The organism is Legionella pneumophila subsp. pascullei, from assembly GCF_900637585.1.
GTDB classification, from domain to species: Bacteria; Pseudomonadota; Gammaproteobacteria; order Legionellales; family Legionellaceae; genus Legionella; species Legionella pascullei.
Genome location: NZ_LR134380.1, coordinates 2,617,689 through 2,634,234 on the forward strand (window position 1 = coordinate 2,617,689; position 16,546 = coordinate 2,634,234).

Genomic DNA, 16,546 nt, shown 5'->3' on the forward strand with positions numbered 1-16,546 from the left:
TCAAACCAGAAGCTGCCAGCAAGCTTTCCTCGTTGATTTTCCATTTACTTCCATTCAGAAGTTGAATCCTCATATTAACTCAGTATAATCACACCTTTTATCGCCTTGGAAAACAGTTATGAGTAAAGGCATACATTTCGAACAATCAATCACTGAACTCGAAGAAATTGTCCGGCAACTGGAAAAGGGAGAGCTTACCCTTGAAGAATCGCTGAAACAATTTGAAAAAGGAATTAGCCTTGCAAGACGTTGCCAAAATGCTTTGAATCAGGCAGAGCAAAAAATTGAAACCTTAACCAGTACTGATTCCAACTTTGAACTCGACCCAGATGAACAAACAAGTGATTGATAACTATACCCAAAGACATGAGCTTTATCTCAAACAACTGCTCGATGAAACGATAATACCAGCTCCCAAAATTCGCTCCGCACTGCATTATGCTTTATTTTCAGGGGGCAAAAGAATAAGACCCATTTTGGTTTATTTAGCTGGGGATTTAATTGATGTTGACCAGGAAGTTCTGGATATTATTGCAGCGGCGATTGAATTAACACATTGCTATTCCCTGATTCATGACGATCTTCCGGCGATGGACAATGACGATATACGCCGAGGTAAGCCCAGTTGTCATAAGGCATTTGATGAGGCAACTGCTATTTTAGTTGGTGATGGTATGCAGGCTTTTGCAATTGAGGTCGTATTGACCAGATTATCGCCCCTGCTCCCCGCAACACAAGTCGTAGCCATTACTCAATTATTAGTGAATGCCAGTGGAATCAGTGGAATGGTTAGTGGTCAAAGTCTTGATTTATCAGAACTGGCCAATTCATCGATCACTGAGGAGCAATTAAGAGAAATTCATCTTTTGAAAACTGGAAAATTGATCCTGGCATGTTTTGACATGGTTTTAGCAGCACAGCATTTGGTATCAGAACAAATCAAATCCGCACTAAGAACTTATGGAAAACATATAGGGCTTGTATTTCAAATGCAAGACGATTACCTGGATCTCTACGCTCCAACTCAAATATTGGGTAAAGGGCGCTCTTCGGATCAAGCAAACCAAAAAAACACCTTTGCTACCCTATTTAGCAAACAACAATTAGAAGAAGAAATTGCTGTTCATTATCAAATTGCAATGGACTCTCTGCAGTTATTTGGTAGTAAAGCGGCTGCATTAATTGAATTAACCAAACAATTACAAAATCGCAGCAATTTGTCTTGACACCATTGATGTACTGGACAAACCAAGCTATATCTGTGTTAAACTAGGATTTTTTGGCAATACGTGAAACAGGAATCCAGGTTTCTATGCCTTGCTCCATTTTACGTTGCTCACCCTTCCAGGCTTGCCCATAAACCACTTCATAAGTTAAGGGATATTTCCCGTTAGCAGTTCGCATGGCAGCGTATTGTGTTTCAAATTGTTGCCAAGCACTTTTACCTGTCAATCCATGATTTCGTTTAGGATTAATATTTCTGACCCCTTGAGTTTTTAGGGCCAAGAGCAATTGGTGTAAAGTATCGTAATGTATAGAGAGTAATTCCATGTCCATAACCGGATCCATGAAATGCTCTGCAAGCAGGCAATCTCCAATATCATGCATATCAATAAATTCATTAACATGGGCATATTGATTAGCAGCAGACCAGGCTGTTTGTAATTCTTTGAAGGTATCAGGGCCTAATGTAGTAAACATCAAGCATCCGTTGACATTCATTACACGATTAATTTCCCGAAAAACAGATCCTAATGAGCTACTCCAGTGAATGACCTGGTTAGCAAATACCAAATCAAAAATGCCAGTAGCAAAGGGCATTCGCTGCATATCAGCAGTAACTAAAGGCCACTTACGACGCCAACTCTGCTTTTTCCGGGCTTGTTCTAACATGGCGAACGACAAATCCATTCCAACAATCTGCGCTTTGGGATATAACAAAGCCAATTCTTTTGAAAAAAAACCCGGCCCACACCCTAAATCCAGAATTCGTTGAGGAGTAATTTTTAAATATTGTAATCGTTCAAACAAACGACTGCCTATTTCTTTTTGTACTTTGGCAACACGCTCATAGTCATCGGCATGTTTGCTAAATGCCTTGCTTATTTCTTTGTTGACCGTCATTATAAAGACCAGGGAAAAGTTATATGCTGGAAATCCAACTATCGTGCTCCAAAAATTCTTAAGTATAACACAGAACTTACGTTTGCCTTCAATATGCACTCTTTGCAACCAGCTTCACAAAAGCCAACTTGCAATTTGCTCTTATTGCATGGAATATATGAAACAACTCGGACCTTCCTGTCAATACTGCGCCTACCCCCTTTCTGATGATACCTACCTGGTTTGTGGTCACTGCATTAAAAAAAGGCCTCTCTTTGATAAGGCCTATATAGCGTATCGTTTTGAAGAACCTCTGCGTAGTTTAATACACCAGTTTAAATACCATAATGGCCTTTATCTGGCCTCGTTTCTAAAGCAATTGCTTCTTAATGCCTTGCCACAAAACGCATTTAAACCAGACTGTCTAATTCCTGTTCCCATGCATCCCAAACGATTAAAGCAAAGGGGATTTAACCAAGCTGCTGTATTAACCAAATTATTAGCTCGTCAATTAAAGATCCCTTATGACTTATACCATTGCCGAAAAGTAATCAATACCGCTTCACAAGCCAACCTCGATGGAGAACAACGAAGGAAAAATTTGCATCATGCTTTTTATGTGTCGCCTGTAACTTATGAACACGTCATGATTGTAGATGACTTATTAACCACAGGAAGCACAGCCAATGAAATGGCATATACATTAAAAAATGCCGGGGTTAAGAGAGTAGATATATGTTGTTGCGCAAGGGCTGTAGCTAAAAATTAAAAGATAACACCATGTTCATAAGTAAACTGTCAATGGTGCAAATATCGATTCAAATCATTCATTAATAAATGCACTAGCAATACACAAAATAGAATGACCATCAAACGATGCAACAAGACTTCCATAGCAACCGAGACGGGTTTTCCGCGAATTTTCTCTATAACCGAGTATAAAATACTTCCTCCATCAAGGCCGGGTATAGGAAATAAATTGACCAAGGCTACCGCCAGACTCAAAGTGGCTATGAACAAGAGAAAAACGATAACGCCTTGAGTTAAGGAGGCCACAGAAACAGAAAAAATAGCCAAAGGTCCAAGTAAAATAGAAAAAGGAATAATCCCGAGAAACAATTGTTTCAAAATCATTATAAAAAAGTACATTGTATGGATTATCTCATCAAACGCCTTTTGCATTGAAGCCAGTAGAGATGGATAACGCTTCAGACTAGAAACTGCTGACAAATCAGGCTTGATCCCCATACTCTCTAGCAAAGAACCATCTTTTGAAGTAAATTCGATCTGACTTAAATCAAGACTCAATTTTTTTAATTGCTGATTCGCTTGTCTTAAAACAATTTGAACATTCTTTTGCCCCCAATGAATCACCAACTGCATACCCACCCCCTGCCAGGAATCAGTAGGGTAACTCTCTACAGCAACCCATTGGTCGCCTGCTTGAATGCCTGTCTTTGCAGCAAGGCTATCCGGTTTTACCGATTGAATTTGGGGTAATTTATAGCTAATGCCAATATAAAAAACCAACACCAAAGCTATCCATGCAGTAACAAGATTTGCAATCGCTCCTGACAATAAAATCACCACACGAATCCAAACTGGTTTCTTATCAAAACAATAAGCATTTTCTTGCGGCTTTACTGGGCTAATCCGTGAATTCAGTAGTTGAACATACCCTCCCAAAGGCCACATTGCCCAGATCCAGTTACATCCACTTTGGGTTTGCCACTGAATTAATGGTTTTCCAAATCCTATAGAAATTTTACTAATTTTGACCTGAAACAAACGGGCTGCCAATGCATGCCCCAATTCATGTATACCAATCACCAAAATTAACGTGAGTATTATGGCTAGCAATGCCATAATCATAATGGACTCCTTATCCAGAATATGAGGCTTATTTAAAAAGCACCAGAGAGAATAATCTATTTGTGCGTATTATCAACTACCAACTGCAACATTGGAATCCCTTTTCTTCCAGCCAATTCATATCCTTTACGATAAACCTCAAAAATTCGATAAGGTTGATTCGTCTCACTATCAACCAACTCCACCTCATCACCCTGTTCATCAACTAAAGTCACAGTCAAATGTATCTCACGAAATCCATCAACCTGGTAACGCTCTTTAAATAATTTCAGAACCCTCTCCAGACTCTCAACGGTTTCAATAGCATTATGTTGACCTTGAAGGATAATGTCCATTTAAAGCTCCTATTGAAATGACACATGTTGTGCAATGTGTGGCTATATATGTTGGCGGCAAAACTCAACAGGACTTTAGAAAGACACTGTTTTATATATTGGATATGAGTCCGTTTGGGAATAGGAAGTGAGTTGAACCCTTGTCACTTAATTTCCCGAGACGGGACAATCGTGAGAAAGTAGATGGGTGAAAAATATACTATAAAATGATTTCAAGAAATAGAAATACAAGGAACCTTACCTTTTTCTCTACAAATTTTACAATGAATCGTTTACAATTCGTTAATTCTCTTAAATAAATAAATCAAGATTCTATGGTATTTGTAGCTTGCGGGCTTAATCATAAAACTGCTCCGATTCATGTGCGTGAAAAAGTCGCTCTGCAGCCAGCCATGCAAGATTCTCTACTGAATAGTCTTCTTGATTTACCTGAAGTCAATGAAGCAGCTATTTTATCCACATGCAACCGGACTGAAATCTACTGCGATACCAATACCCCTGAGGTTCTTGGAAACTGGTTAGCCCATGAGCACCAGTTATCAGAAGAATTATTATCTCAATTTTTGTATATCCATCAGGGTAAAGAAGGAATCAAACATACCTTGCGTGTTGCCAGTGGCTTGGATTCCATGATGATAGGTGAACCACAAATCCTTGGTCAAATGAAACAGGCCTATCAACATGCCTGTCGTCTTGGCACAGTAAAAACACAATTACGACCTGTATTTGAATATATTTTTAGAGCTTCCAAACGCATCAGAACCCGCAGCGGAATTGGCGCCAATCCTGTATCGATTGCCTATGCTGCTGTGCAACTGATAGGGCAATTATTTAAAAACTATCATTCTTTAAGTGTCTTTTTAATTGGTTCCGGAGAAACAGCCTCCCTAGTTGCCAAATACCTGCATCAACAAGGTGTTCATCGTTTTTTGATAGCGAGCCGTACTCTGGAAAATGCTCAAAAATTAGCTGAAACTTTTGGTGGGAAAACACTGTCCATTGGTGATATCCCGCAATATTTACCTCTGGCTGATGTGGTTATTTCTGCTACAGCATGTCCGCTTCCTTTTATCAATAAAAGCCTGGTTGAACATGCCTTAGAGCAAAGAAACCGTGCTCCTATGTTTTTATTGGATTTGGCTGTTCCTCGAGACATTGAAGAAAATGTCAATGAATTGGAACAAGTTCATCTCTATAACGTAGATGATTTACAATCCATGATAGAAAAAGGGATGGATGAAAGGCGAAATGCGGCATTGCAAGCAGAACAATTAATAGAAAGCGAACTGGATAACTACATCAGATGGCATCGTTCGCTGAGAGCCAAAGACGTCATTTGCGATTACCGCAATCAAATGCAAACTTTGGCCCAACAGGAATTACAACGTGCTTTGAAAAAAATATCCGCTGGTCAAAATCAGCAAGACGTTTTAAATGAATTTAGCATGCGTTTGGTCAATAAATTAACTCATAATCCCACCATAGGTTTAAGGCAAATGGCATGGGATGACAGGGAAGACTTACTTGCCCTCGCACGATATCTTTTTGATACAACAGCCAATCAATCATCTTATGAAGAAATCTCTTGAGTTAAAACTGCAACAAATGTTGGAACGATATGAGGAAGTAGGTCGCTTACTATCCGAAGCATCCATTATTGCTGATCAAAATCAATTTAAGTCTTTATCAAAAGAATATGCCCAACTTGAACCCGTTTCTCAATGTTATCAATCGTATTTAGAGGCAAAAAATAATTTAGATTCTTTAAACGAATTATTGGAGGGTGATGATAAAGACTTAGCGACTATGGCTGAAGAAGAGATTGACACCGCCAGGAAGCAAATTGAGGAATTGGATGAACAATTACAATGGCATCTCATTCCTAAAGATCCTGATGATGAACGCAATATTTATCTTGAAGTCAGAGCTGGTACAGGCGGCGATGAAGCAGCCATATTTGCCGGGGATCTCTTTCGTATGTACAGCCGTTATGCAGAAAGTCAGGGTTGGCAAATTGAATTAATTAGTGCCAGCCATGGTGAACATGGGGGTTACAAGGAAATAATTGCCAAAATCAGTGGGCAAGCGGTTTATTCACAACTTAAATTTGAATCAGGAGCTCACCGAGTCCAGAGAGTACCTGAAACTGAATCGCAAGGTCGTGTCCATACCTCCGCATGTACGGTTGCTATCATGCCTGAAGTGGATGAAATTAATGACATTCAGATAAATCCTGATGACTTGCGCATTGATACTTACCGATCCTCTGGTGCCGGGGGGCAGCATGTTAACAAAACAGATTCAGCCATTCGTATCACACACATCCCTACTGGAGTGGTTGTAGAATGCCAGGATGAGCGCTCTCAACATAAGAACCGTGCCAAAGCCATGTCCTTGTTAAAAACAAGATTATTAGACGCTGAATTAAGTAAACAAAAACAAGAACAAGCTCAAACACGTAAGTCACTGGTTGGGACTGGTGATCGCTCTGAGCGCATTCGAACTTATAACTTTCCTCAAGGTCGACTCACTGATCACCGCATCAATCTGACTATCTACCAGCTTAGTGACATCATGGAAGGAAATTTATCCCTGGTTATTGACCCTTTAAAACGCGAATACCATGCTGAACTTCTAGCCGATTTAGGTCGACATGATTGATATTCGTTCATTACTGGAACAAGCCCTGCAACAATTAAAAGTAAAAAACCAGGAAACAAAGCTAGAAGCCGAACTGTTACTCTGCCATGTGTTAAACAAGAACCGAGCTTATCTTTTTGCCCATCCGGATGCCTTGGTTAGTCCTGAACAGATTGAAACCTACTTGCAGATGATTAAACAACGTGCTGAAGGTGTACCTATAGCATACATCACTGGGCAACGCGAATTTTGGTCTCTTTCGTTAAAAGTGACATCCAATGTCCTTATTCCAAGACATGAAACTGAACGTCTGGTAGAACTTGCACTGGAGTTAATACCTGACAAGGAAAACACTTCTGTCCTTGATCTGGGAACAGGAAGTGGTGCTATCGCCCTGGCTCTTGCAAAAGAAAGGCCTCAATGGCATATTGACGCTTGTGATTTCAGCAAAGAGGCATTGGAGTTAGCCAGTTATAACGCTAAAACGCTCGGGTTAAACAATATTAATTTCTATCACTCCAACTGGTTTAATAATCTCCCTCAAAAACAATACCATGCCATTGTATCCAATCCGCCCTACATTGCCGAAAATGATCCTCATTTAAAACAGGGAGATGTCCGCTTTGAACCTGCAAGTGCATTAGTCAGTAGTCAAGATGGATTAGCTGATCTACAATACATTATCCAGCACAGTTACGAATATCTTTCGCCTGATGGATTGCTCTTGGTTGAACATGGCTTTGAACAAAAAAATGAGATACACGCTATACTTAAACAATTAGGATATAAAAATATACACTGTTGGCAAGATCTTCAAGGACATGATAGGGTAAGTGGAGGACAACGTCCAAATAATCGGAATAACAAACCTTTGTAGAGGTTATTTTTTTGTTGATGATACTGACGTTTTTTGGTATACGTAGCGATTTTGTATAAAACTCAGTTTCAGATACAGAATGAAATATAGGGTCTGGCATGACAGGACAATTAATTGATAAAACCAAAGAGAGATTATACAACGTGAAAAACGATGCAATAGGAAATATGGGAATAGCGCCATACCAGGAGACTGAGGGCGAGGAATATATGAATGAAAAACAGCTGGCACATATTGAAAAAATATTGCTCGCCTGGCGCCAGTCTTTAATGGAAGAAGTAGATCGAACTGTCTCGCACATGAAAGATGAAGCAGCCAACTTCCCAGATCCCTCCGACAGAGCAAGTCAAGAAGAAGAATTTAGCATTGAGCTGAGAACTCGCGACAGAGAACGAAAACTCATTAAGAAAATCGAAGACGCTCTGGAGCGATTAAGAAATGAAGATTTTGGATATTGTGAAGCCTGTGGAATTGAAATTGGTTTGAAACGTCTTGAAGCAAGACCTACTGCGACCTTATGCATCGATTGTAAAACCTTATCTGAAATCAAGGAACGTCAAAATCAGGGAGCCTGATGGTTTCTTGCCTCTGAGCATTAAACAATAAATTCCCGCCTGGCGGGAGTTTATTATTACAACCAATCGATGTTTTTTATGTATTATACCAATTATGGCTACAGATTAAATCAAATCAAAAAAGGCTCAGGTAAACACTGGCTGTTTCTGCCAGGTGGACCCGGACTTGGTTCTGAATATTTAGCCAGTTTTTGCAGCAACCTGACTTTGCAAGGCACTGTGCTCCTTGTTGACTTTCCAAAAGATGGAAACAACGGTGAAGGCCAACTTGATTTTATATCTTGGCAGGAAGGCCTCATTTCATTACTTAAGTCTTTGAATAAACCTATCCTCGTTACCCACAGTTTTTCAGGAATGTTCACGCTGAATTTGCCAGAAATTGAGAATCATTTAAGCGGGCTTGTTTTAATGAATACAACAACAACCAACAGTTTCTTTCAGCATGTTAATGAAATGCGCCAAAAACATAATTTGCCGGATTTAGTCCCCGCTGCGAGTCAATATCATTTATATCCATCCAACGAGACCTATAAAGAATTTTGGGACACTTATAAGCATTATTGTTTTACCCAAGAAGAACTACCTATCGGTGAGCAAATGATGGAGTTATTTGCCTACAACAATGAATCCTATCATTATGCGATCGAGTATTTTTATAATGATTTTCACTATAAGTGGCATCCCCAGACCATTCCAGCCATGACCATTGCCAGTGAGCTTGATTACATTTGTCCACCTGCAATATTTGTTCAGGATAAGAATTTTCAAAATCAAAATGTAATTAATAAAATAATTTATAAGGCAGGCCATTGCCCCTGGATATTACATCTTGAGCAAGTCCAAAAATGTTTTGACGAATTTTCTGGCATGATGCAAGAAATAAACACCGAGAGAACTATATAACAAACGATTATCCCAAAACTGCCTCAATTTTCTGCAAATACCTCACTACAGAACCCTTATTATTTTCAAGAACTGAACTGGCGTTTGTCACCATAGCGTTTTGAGACTCTTTATCCTGGTATAACCTGATAATTGCATCAATTAACTCATTAACATGATGCACTAACAAAATGGCCTGAGCTTCCTTAAGCTCTCTACAAATTGTTTTAAAGTTATGTACTTGATCCCCGCTTAAAACAGGAACATTCATTGCGATTGGCTCTAATACATTATGACCGCCAACCGGGACGAGGCTGCCGCCAACAAATGCAAAATTACTAATTTGATAAAATCCTAAAAGCTCACCCAAACTGTCCAGTATAACCACTTCATTTTCTCTGGAAAGCGTATTCAAATTGCTACGACATCCAGTATTAAATCCTGCCTGAACACTCAACTGATAGACCGTTTTAAAACGTTCTGGATGGCGCGGAGCAATTAATAACACCACTCCCGGAATAGCCTCCTGCAGCCGAGGTAACTGAGATAAAATCTGAGACTCCTCGTCGTCATGAGTGCTTGCTGCAATGACGGTAAGCCTATCCTCTCCCCAATGACTTTTTAATTCCCTGTATTTCATGCTATCAACAGAATTAATCTGCAAATCAAATTTCATATTCCCTAATACATGCACTAATGCAGCATTTGCACCCAAGGCAATGAACCTCTCAGCATCTTCATTGCTTTGGGTCAAAATCCCTGAAAATTGATTCAAAACCGGTTTAAATAAATATTTGAGCTTTAGATATCCTTGCAAAGAGCGATCAGATAAGCGTCCATTCGCCAGGAATAATGACACTCCAGAAGCATGAGCCTGATCAATTAAATTAGGCCACAATTCCGTTTCCATAATAATCCCGACACGAGGTCTCGTCTTTTTAAAAAATCGTTTGAGAATCCAAGGTAAATCATAGGGTAAATATTGATGCGCTACCTTATGACCAAATCGCGATTTGACTCGCTCAGAACCTGTAGGGGTCATAGTGGTGACTAACACCGACCAGCGTTTGTCAAGCATCGCATCAATCAAAGGTGTTGCCGCAATCACTTCCCCCAGAGAAACAGCATGAACCCATACATCAACTGGTGCATACTCTTGTAATCCCAGACAAAATCGTTCCCCTATGCGCTGCCTGTATGCTGGTAATTTTCTACCCTTCCACCACAGGCGAAAAAGCAAATAAGGCGTCAGTAAATACATTAAAAAGGAATACACAAAACGCATAAACAGGTACCAGACACAAAAAGGTAAAGTATATACCTAAAACAGTTCCTTGTGCGATATGTTACAATTCAATTAGAGGCTATGTTGTCCTCTGTCAGTATTAAATTAAAATTTGAAATCAAATTTAACATACATCTTTATAGGTAACTTCTGATAATGAACTTACGTGATTTCTTTATAATAACAACCTGGTGGGGCAAAATACTTGGCGCCTTCTTTGGCTATTTAACCGCTGGACCAGTAGGTGCTTTATTCGGCATTCTTGTTGGTAACTTTTTTGATCGCGGCCTTGTCAGCTATTACTCTAATCCACATTGGCTATATCATGCCGAAAAACAAAAAATTGTCCAAAAAGCCTTCTTTGAAGCAACCTTTTCCATAATGGGGCATGTTGCGAAATCAGATGGCCGTGTTTCTGAAGAAGAGATTAACATGGCTAAATCACTGATGAGTGAAATGAAATTGAATAAGGAACAAAAAGATTTGGCAAAACGATTATTTAATGAAGGGAAACAACCTGATTTCAATGTAAGTCTTGCTCTTATCCAATTACAAAGAATCTGCAAGGATAACCGTGATTTGTTAAAGCTTTTTGTAGATATCCAGTATAGAGCCGCCCAAGTCGATGGATTAAACAGCCAAAAAATTCATGCGCTTGATAACATTTTTACTCATCTGGGATTCGCCCCCTTACACAAACAGTATCGTTTTTATGAAGATTTTGGTTCTTATTTCCAACAAGAACAACCAAAACAGCACTATCATAATCAACAGGGATACCAGCATACATCCTCTTCTCAAGGACAAAGAGGTTACAAACCTCAATCACCCCCTAATGCTTTAGCACATGCTTATGCTTTACTTGAAGTAAGTCCGAATGCAAACAAACAGGAAGTTAGAAGAGCATACAGACGTCTCTTAAGCCGTAACCATCCGGATAAATTAATTGCTCAAGGCTTACCCGAAGAAATGATTAAATTGGCTAATGATAAAACCCATCAAATTATGAAAGCCTATGAATTGATCTGTGAAACCAAAGGTTGGTAATCCAATTCATCAATTGACAAAATCAAACTTGCAGAAGAATAAACCGGTTCCAGATAAGAAACCAGTATTGGGGGTGGTTGTGGCTCAAATTCTGGAAGCTTTGCCATCCAGCCATGAACAAAAGCCAATAATAATTGTTGACTGTATTGATAATCATGAGAGGCACCAGGTATATCAATAGCTAAATAAGTATTCTGTTTAAACCTCTCTTCCCTGCTCTTTCGTTGTTGCCTGACTAGGTCATAATCGAACTGCCCCACAATATCAAACAGTGGAAAACGTAAACGAGGTGCTTTTTGCAAATTTTTATTTAAATCGTAGGCAGACAACATCACTAACCCATTGATCATCTTGGATTGCGGTTTGCTAAAATACTCCAGAGATAGATTAAGTTGATCGCCATAATGGACTAAAACGATTCTTTTATTATTATTCTGCCTTAAAGTACTGATGACTTCCGGTAATTGATTAATCCAGAGAGTCGAGTTATTTTTAGTACAATTCAACAATACAACTGACCAGCCATTTCGAGATAATCCCTTGGCAAACTGTTCCAATAACAAAGACCATTGTGCAGTCTCTCCACCGCTAACAATGATGACCGCCCCATAGGAAACAGGCTTTGATATCCAATAAGGTAAATCGTCCTTTTTTTGCTCGACTGTTATTTCAAGCTTCTCTGCAAAAACATTGGAAACAATAAGACAAAATAGTAGAGCTATCCATTTAATTTGATTCATATTTCCCTATAAAATTGCCTGTAATGGGCAATATTCATTAGTCAGAATAAGAGTACAGGCAAATATCAAATAAACTATCCTCTCATCAGGCTCCATTCAATCTTAAAAACCTCCTTCCCTTGGAATTGTGGATTGATTTGTTGAATGATAATGCGAGTTGCATTTAAAGATATCTCTTAATTCTCAGCGAACTGGACTCCAGCCTCATCTAACATCAAACGTGCTTTTTCTGCCATTATTTTATGCGCCAAAGCCGTCGGATGGACTAAATCAAAGAACAAATAACCATCACATGCGTTTTCTGTCAATTCTGGTTTCACAGACGCAACCATCTTCAAAACGGAATTTTTAGTAATCTCATCTACTATCGAATAAGAACAAGTACCCGTTATATTCGTAAATCCATACTCGGAAGCATGTTCTATCACATGGTCAAAATGACTACCCGTATCAAAAAATAACCATTCCACCTCAGGATAAGTTTTTTTAAAATAATCCACTGTATTGGATAATGCATTATTGTGTTGTGTTGAAAAATAAGTCATCTCTTCAACAGAACCGAATTCCAGAGCGGCAGGAGTTCTGCCCAAATCAGGTAAATTGAGAACTAAAATATGCTTCGCACCCTTTTCTACCAGACGTTGTATGCTATCCGTAATCCCACGGTTAACATTTTTAAGTGTTTCCTCCACTTCAACAGGCATACCCAGGTAATTATTTGCTCCTATCCAAATAACAAAAAGACTGTCAGGACTTGCTTTATCCTGATGTGCTAACAAATAAGAACTCACTTCTCTTCTTAAGGTAAAAAACACCTCATCATCTTCTTCATCGACAGAGACTCCTGCTCCACCAAACGCATAATCCAGTAAATGAGAATTGGGATCATTAGGGAAATAAGAGGCGACTAAACGTTCTATCCACACTGGACCATTGGAGAAACGACCTTCAAAATAAGGGGGGATTGGGGAAGTTGGTGTTTCATGTATTCATATAAGTTACCGTTATCCGACAAGCTATCACCAAATACAACTATGTTATTAAGTGGTGTCGCGCTAACCACTCCCGACAATAAAAAAGCACACAAAGATGCTAATAGTTTCATGAAACCCCTTAAATAATAGATTGATTTTATATCATTAGGTTCATTCAATTATATAATGATTTATCAATTTTTCCACGGCATTTAACACATTACCGCATATAAATTTTTTGTTGATCTAAACCCGAAACCTAATTATAGTAAATCCTGTAAACACTTCCCTGACTCGATTCATAATGCGTTGTTTTTTAGTAATTAGGATATAGAAACTCAATGTCTTGCAATCGATTCAGCAGAAATGTCATCAGCCCCTATCGCTTTATGAGAACAACAATCATGACTAAATTTGAAAGAAATTTCCTGATTAATAGCTTGATGTTTTTTGAAACCATACTCTCCGTGGACAAAAAACTGGAAGATGCAATTCACCGTTTTACTCAAGGCCATTGTGAGAACCCCCGCTATCAAATTAATTCACGCATAACTGATGCTGATGACTGGTCGAAAGAAGATAAGCTAAAATTCACTTCTGCAATCGCGGAAGCCATTGCTCTAGTGTCGGAGAAATATGAAAATCCAACCAGTGAGATTACAGAGCAAATACAGGGTGCCCGAAACATATTATTAGATGATTATGTTCCATTGCTTACCGCGAACACCAATCCTGAGAATAGATTAAAATCCGTGAGAGAAAATAGTATCCAGATAAGAAAAGAGTTAATTGCCAAGCTCAAGGAAGAAGTACCCTACAAGAGTCAGTTTGAAAATCCCTATGTTCTTTTTCCATTCGTTGCTGCCACTGTAGCTGTAGCAGCTACTGCTGCGTCAGTATTGTTTAGCAACAAACCATAAAAGTTGTATTTAATACACTAATGAAGCCTCTTGTTGGGCTTCATTAAATTCAGCACTAAAATAATGATTACCTAATTCGATAAGCAGATTCATTATGAATATCGTCTAATGCTTCTCTTACTTCTTCCTTTATTCGCTGTTCAAACTGGCCTCTTGTTTTTTGACTGAAACCTCGTGACTTGTCAGCTCTCCGCATTGAGCAATCAGGCTCATATCGATTGCTTTCAATCCCTTTAGTATGGTTTACTTCTCGATCAAAAAAACCGGTTTCATATTTCTTTTTCATAATTCAGCCCCTCAATATTAAATTTCAGAACACCAATCCATATTAGGGGTATTAAATTAGAAAAACAAGCTAGATAAGGTTAGCCCTTAACCGTTTTAGAAAATGATTAAAGGCTAATTGAAGTGTTGCTTTACTACCGAGGTGTAATTCAGGCACTACCAATTAATGTCAAATTCAATTGACGGCCGCAAACCCAAGCCTTGGTTAAGTCTTTCATCACTTCTTTGGGCATACCTTTTGGTAGGCGAACGGTAGAGTGATCTTCATGAATTTTAAGGCCGGTAATATATCGGCTTTGCAAACCTGCTTCATTAGCAATAGCCCCTACTATGTTACCGGGTTTCACTCCATGAATTTTGCCCACATCGATGCGGAATAAATCCTGAGCTACCGGTTCTAGATTAACGGCCTTCCTGCCATCATTAAATTTTTTTCTTTCATTAGAAAAATCTTTAGCAAAATCTTTCTTACTTCCTCGCGCCCCTTTCCGGTCGCCAGAAAAACCTTTTCTCTCTTCTTTAAATCGACCACGTAAATCCAATCCCTTTTCTCCAGACCGAGTTCTCTCTTCCTTGAAGGCAGAAGCTGCTTTTGGTAAATTCAATTCTTTTTTCCATGGCATATCTTTATGCAGCAATAAAGCAAGAGCAGCCGCAACGTCAACCGCTGATACATCATTTTCTTTCATGTATTCTTCTACAATCCTTTTATAAGAATACACATGCTCATGGTTCAAACGAGCAGTAATGTTAGACATGAATCGTTGTTGACGAGCCATCTGTATCATATGGTCATTGGGAACTTGAACTTTTTCAATTCGTTGCCTGGTATGGCGTTCAATGCTGGAAATTAAACGAGATTCCTTGGGCGTTACAAATAAAACCGTAACACCAGAACGCCCTGCCCTCCCTGTTCTGCCAATTCTGTGAACATAGGTTTCATTGTCATGGGGCATATCATAATTAATCACATGAGTAACTCGTTCGACATCCAAACCGCGTGCAGCCACATCCGTCGCCACAAGGATATCAATAGCCCCTTGTTTAAACTGGACAATAATCCGTTCACGCAAAGACTGAGTAATATCACCATGAATTGCCATTGCTCTTAGTCCATGTTGTTGCAATAGCTCTGCCACTTCCTCAGTACTGCTTTTAGTGCGTACAAAAACTATAACCCCTTGATAATCCTCCACTTCCAGGACTCGGATTAATGCATCCGATTTTTGATGTGCAGAGGCAAATAAAAACCGCTGTTCAATAGACTTGACTGTCGCAGTTTCCATACGGATTTCTACTGAGGCAGGGTCATTCAAATAAGTATTGGCTATTTGACGAATTCGATAAGGCATGGTTGCTGAAAACAATGCCATTTGTTTTTTTTCAGGCAATTTTTCCAAAATGGTTTCTACATCTTCAATGAAACCCATGCGTAACATTTCATCTGCTTCATCCAGAATAAAAGTCTGTAAATTATTTAGCAGCAAGGTACCCTTGTCGATATGATCGAGAATACGTCCTGGCGTTCCAACAACCACTTGCGCGCCACTGCGCAATTGTTTTAATTGACGGCCATACTCTTGTCCGCCACAAAGAACGGCGATAGTCACATTGCGTTGGTACTTACTTAATAATTCAAATTGTTCTGCAACCTGGATTGCTAATTCACGAGTAGGAGCTAAAATCAAAGCCTGAGTGGCAGGTATATCAGGAGACAGATTTTGCAAAATTGGTAATGCAAAAGCCGCTGTTTTACCTGTACCGGTCTGTGCAAGAGCAATTGCATCGCGACCTTGCAACATCAAAGGAATGGTTTGGGCCTGAATAGGTGATGGAGTAGTAAACTTCATATCTTCTAACGCTTTATTTAAAGCATTAGAAAAATTAAAAGCGGAGAAGTTTGATATTTCTTGATTCATACTGTTCCTGAATATAATAAAGCGTCTTTCTGAAAAGGCTAACTAATATAAAAAATGTGCATTATAATAACAAAATTAACAAGATGATGCAC

The 16,546-nt window shown here is 39.1% G+C and carries 17 protein-coding genes and 1 pseudogene; 10 read left to right on the forward strand and 8 right to left on the reverse strand.

Going from position 1 to position 16,546, the window contains the following annotated elements; translation table 11 throughout:
- Nucleotides 1-118: 118 nt before the first annotated feature.
- On the forward strand, nt 119-349 hold the full coding sequence (locus EL201_RS11690) for an exodeoxyribonuclease VII small subunit (RefSeq protein ID WP_027222424.1): 231 nt from the start codon (nt 119-121) through the stop codon (nt 347-349).
- Nucleotides 330-1,226 carry a polyprenyl synthetase family protein gene (locus EL201_RS11695; protein ID WP_027222425.1) on the forward strand — a complete coding sequence of 299 codons (897 nt, stop codon included), beginning with the start codon at nt 330-332 and terminating at the stop codon, nt 1,224-1,226. Before EL201_RS11690 ends, EL201_RS11695 begins: the two co-directional genes overlap by 20 nt.
- Before the next feature lie 43 nt (nt 1,227-1,269).
- Here the strand turns inward: EL201_RS11695 and bioC are convergent, their stop codons facing one another.
- Nucleotides 1,270-2,124, reverse strand: coding sequence for a malonyl-ACP O-methyltransferase BioC (gene bioC, locus EL201_RS11700; protein ID WP_027222426.1), 855 nt, complete (start codon nt 2,122-2,124; stop codon nt 1,270-1,272).
- Nucleotides 2,125-2,167: 43 nt separating this feature from the next.
- Here bioC and EL201_RS11705 point away from each other — a divergent pair, with 43 nt between their 5' ends.
- Nucleotides 2,168-2,872 (forward strand): ComF family protein, encoded by a 705-nt coding sequence (locus tag EL201_RS11705; RefSeq protein ID WP_231955058.1) that lies wholly within the window; start codon nt 2,168-2,170, stop codon nt 2,870-2,872.
- 29 nt (nt 2,873-2,901) lie between these two features.
- On the opposite strand, the gene EL201_RS11710 is transcribed toward EL201_RS11705, so the two are convergent.
- Both EL201_RS11710 and EL201_RS11715 read right to left on the reverse strand, forming a co-directional pair.
- Entirely contained in the window at nt 2,902-3,975 is a 1,074-nt protein-coding gene (locus EL201_RS11710) for a M50 family metallopeptidase (RefSeq protein ID WP_027222428.1), read from the reverse strand.
- 56 nt (nt 3,976-4,031) lie between these two features.
- Entirely contained in the window at nt 4,032-4,310 is a 279-nt protein-coding gene (locus tag EL201_RS11715; protein WP_027222429.1) for a hypothetical protein, read from the reverse strand.
- A gap of 314 nt (nt 4,311-4,624) precedes the next feature.
- On the opposite strand from EL201_RS11715, the gene hemA reads away from it, so the two are divergent.
- The 5 genes from hemA (at nt 4,625) to EL201_RS11740 (ending at nt 9,305) form a co-directional block, all read left to right on the forward strand.
- Nucleotides 4,625-5,899 carry a glutamyl-tRNA reductase gene (gene hemA, locus EL201_RS11720; RefSeq protein WP_027222430.1) on the forward strand — a complete coding sequence of 425 codons (1,275 nt, stop codon included), beginning with the start codon at nt 4,625-4,627 and terminating at the stop codon, nt 5,897-5,899.
- On the forward strand, nt 5,883-6,971 hold the full coding sequence (prfA, locus tag EL201_RS11725; RefSeq protein WP_027222431.1) for a peptide chain release factor 1: 1,089 nt from the start codon (nt 5,883-5,885) through the stop codon (nt 6,969-6,971). Before hemA ends, prfA begins: the two co-directional genes overlap by 17 nt.
- Complete coding sequence (gene prmC, locus EL201_RS11730; RefSeq protein ID WP_027222432.1) at nt 6,964-7,827, forward strand: peptide chain release factor N(5)-glutamine methyltransferase; 864 nt, start codon at nt 6,964-6,966, stop codon at nt 7,825-7,827. The genes prfA and prmC overlap by 8 nt, the downstream gene beginning before the upstream one ends.
- 98 nt (nt 7,828-7,925) lie before the next feature.
- Nucleotides 7,926-8,402, forward strand: coding sequence for an RNA polymerase-binding protein DksA (gene dksA, locus EL201_RS11735; protein WP_010948044.1), 477 nt, complete (start codon nt 7,926-7,928; stop codon nt 8,400-8,402).
- A gap of 69 nt (nt 8,403-8,471) precedes the next feature.
- A complete protein-coding gene (locus EL201_RS11740) occupies nt 8,472-9,305 on the forward strand; it encodes an alpha/beta fold hydrolase (protein ID WP_027222433.1) in 834 nt (277 codons plus the stop codon).
- A gap of 7 nt (nt 9,306-9,312) precedes the next feature.
- Here the strand turns inward: EL201_RS11740 and waaA are convergent, their stop codons facing one another.
- Nucleotides 9,313-10,569, reverse strand: coding sequence for a lipid IV(A) 3-deoxy-D-manno-octulosonic acid transferase (gene waaA, locus EL201_RS11745; RefSeq protein ID WP_027222434.1), 1,257 nt, complete (start codon nt 10,567-10,569; stop codon nt 9,313-9,315).
- A 156-nt stretch (nt 10,570-10,725) separates the two neighbouring features.
- Here waaA and djlA point away from each other — a divergent pair, with 156 nt between their 5' ends.
- A complete protein-coding gene (gene djlA / locus EL201_RS11750) occupies nt 10,726-11,616 on the forward strand; it encodes a co-chaperone DjlA (RefSeq protein ID WP_027222435.1) in 891 nt (296 codons plus the stop codon).
- Here djlA and EL201_RS11755 read toward each other — a convergent pair.
- A complete protein-coding gene (locus tag EL201_RS11755) occupies nt 11,583-12,356 on the reverse strand; it encodes an alpha/beta hydrolase family protein (RefSeq protein WP_027222436.1) in 774 nt (257 codons plus the stop codon). The two genes, djlA and EL201_RS11755, sit on opposite strands and share 34 nt — an antisense overlap.
- A gap of 176 nt (nt 12,357-12,532) precedes the next feature.
- Nucleotides 12,533-13,461, reverse strand: a pseudogene (gene plaA / locus EL201_RS11760) (GDSL family lysophospholipase PlaA).
- A 273-nt stretch (nt 13,462-13,734) separates the two neighbouring features.
- Here plaA and mavE point away from each other — a divergent pair.
- Nucleotides 13,735-14,250, forward strand: a complete 516-nt coding sequence (mavE, locus tag EL201_RS11765) for a Dot/Icm T4SS effector MavE (RefSeq protein WP_027222438.1) — start codon at nt 13,735-13,737, stop codon at nt 14,248-14,250.
- 67 nt (nt 14,251-14,317) lie between these two features.
- Here the strand turns inward: mavE and EL201_RS11770 are convergent, their stop codons facing one another.
- Both EL201_RS11770 and EL201_RS11775 read right to left on the reverse strand, forming a co-directional pair.
- Nucleotides 14,318-14,536, reverse strand: a complete 219-nt coding sequence (locus tag EL201_RS11770; RefSeq protein ID WP_027222439.1) for a hypothetical protein — start codon at nt 14,534-14,536, stop codon at nt 14,318-14,320.
- A gap of 148 nt (nt 14,537-14,684) precedes the next feature.
- Entirely contained in the window at nt 14,685-16,454 is a 1,770-nt protein-coding gene (locus EL201_RS11775) for a DEAD/DEAH box helicase (protein WP_027222440.1), read from the reverse strand.
- Nucleotides 16,455-16,546 lie beyond the last annotated feature (92 nt).

What these genes read in the sequence shown, in the direction of transcription:
- EL201_RS11690 (WP_027222424.1), top strand. Translation starts at nt 119, where the DNA reads ATGAGTAAAGGCATACATTTCGAACAATCAATCACTGAACTCGAAGAA.
- EL201_RS11695 (WP_027222425.1), top strand. Translation starts at nt 330, where the DNA reads ATGAACAAACAAGTGATTGATAACTATACCCAAAGACATGAGCTTTAT.
- bioC (WP_027222426.1), bottom strand. Translation starts at nt 2,124, where the DNA reads ATGACGGTCAACAAAGAAATAAGCAAGGCATTTAGCAAACATGCCGAT.
- EL201_RS11710 (WP_027222428.1), bottom strand. Translation starts at nt 3,975, where the DNA reads ATGATTATGGCATTGCTAGCCATAATACTCACGTTAATTTTGGTGATT.
- EL201_RS11715 (WP_027222429.1), bottom strand. Translation starts at nt 4,310, where the DNA reads ATGGACATTATCCTTCAAGGTCAACATAATGCTATTGAAACCGTTGAG.
- hemA (WP_027222430.1), top strand. Translation starts at nt 4,625, where the DNA reads ATGGTATTTGTAGCTTGCGGGCTTAATCATAAAACTGCTCCGATTCAT.
- prfA (WP_027222431.1), top strand. Translation starts at nt 5,883, where the DNA reads ATGAAGAAATCTCTTGAGTTAAAACTGCAACAAATGTTGGAACGATAT.
- prmC (WP_027222432.1), top strand. Translation starts at nt 6,964, where the DNA reads ATGATTGATATTCGTTCATTACTGGAACAAGCCCTGCAACAATTAAAA.
- dksA (WP_010948044.1), top strand. Translation starts at nt 7,926, where the DNA reads ATGACAGGACAATTAATTGATAAAACCAAAGAGAGATTATACAACGTG.
- EL201_RS11740 (WP_027222433.1), top strand. Translation starts at nt 8,472, where the DNA reads ATGTTTTTTATGTATTATACCAATTATGGCTACAGATTAAATCAAATC.
- waaA (WP_027222434.1), bottom strand. Translation starts at nt 10,569, where the DNA reads ATGCGTTTTGTGTATTCCTTTTTAATGTATTTACTGACGCCTTATTTG.
- djlA (WP_027222435.1), top strand. Translation starts at nt 10,726, where the DNA reads ATGAACTTACGTGATTTCTTTATAATAACAACCTGGTGGGGCAAAATA.
- EL201_RS11755 (WP_027222436.1), bottom strand. Translation starts at nt 12,356, where the DNA reads ATGAATCAAATTAAATGGATAGCTCTACTATTTTGTCTTATTGTTTCC.
- mavE (WP_027222438.1), top strand. Translation starts at nt 13,735, where the DNA reads ATGACTAAATTTGAAAGAAATTTCCTGATTAATAGCTTGATGTTTTTT.
- EL201_RS11770 (WP_027222439.1), bottom strand. Translation starts at nt 14,536, where the DNA reads ATGAAAAAGAAATATGAAACCGGTTTTTTTGATCGAGAAGTAAACCAT.
- EL201_RS11775 (WP_027222440.1), bottom strand. Translation starts at nt 16,454, where the DNA reads ATGAATCAAGAAATATCAAACTTCTCCGCTTTTAATTTTTCTAATGCT.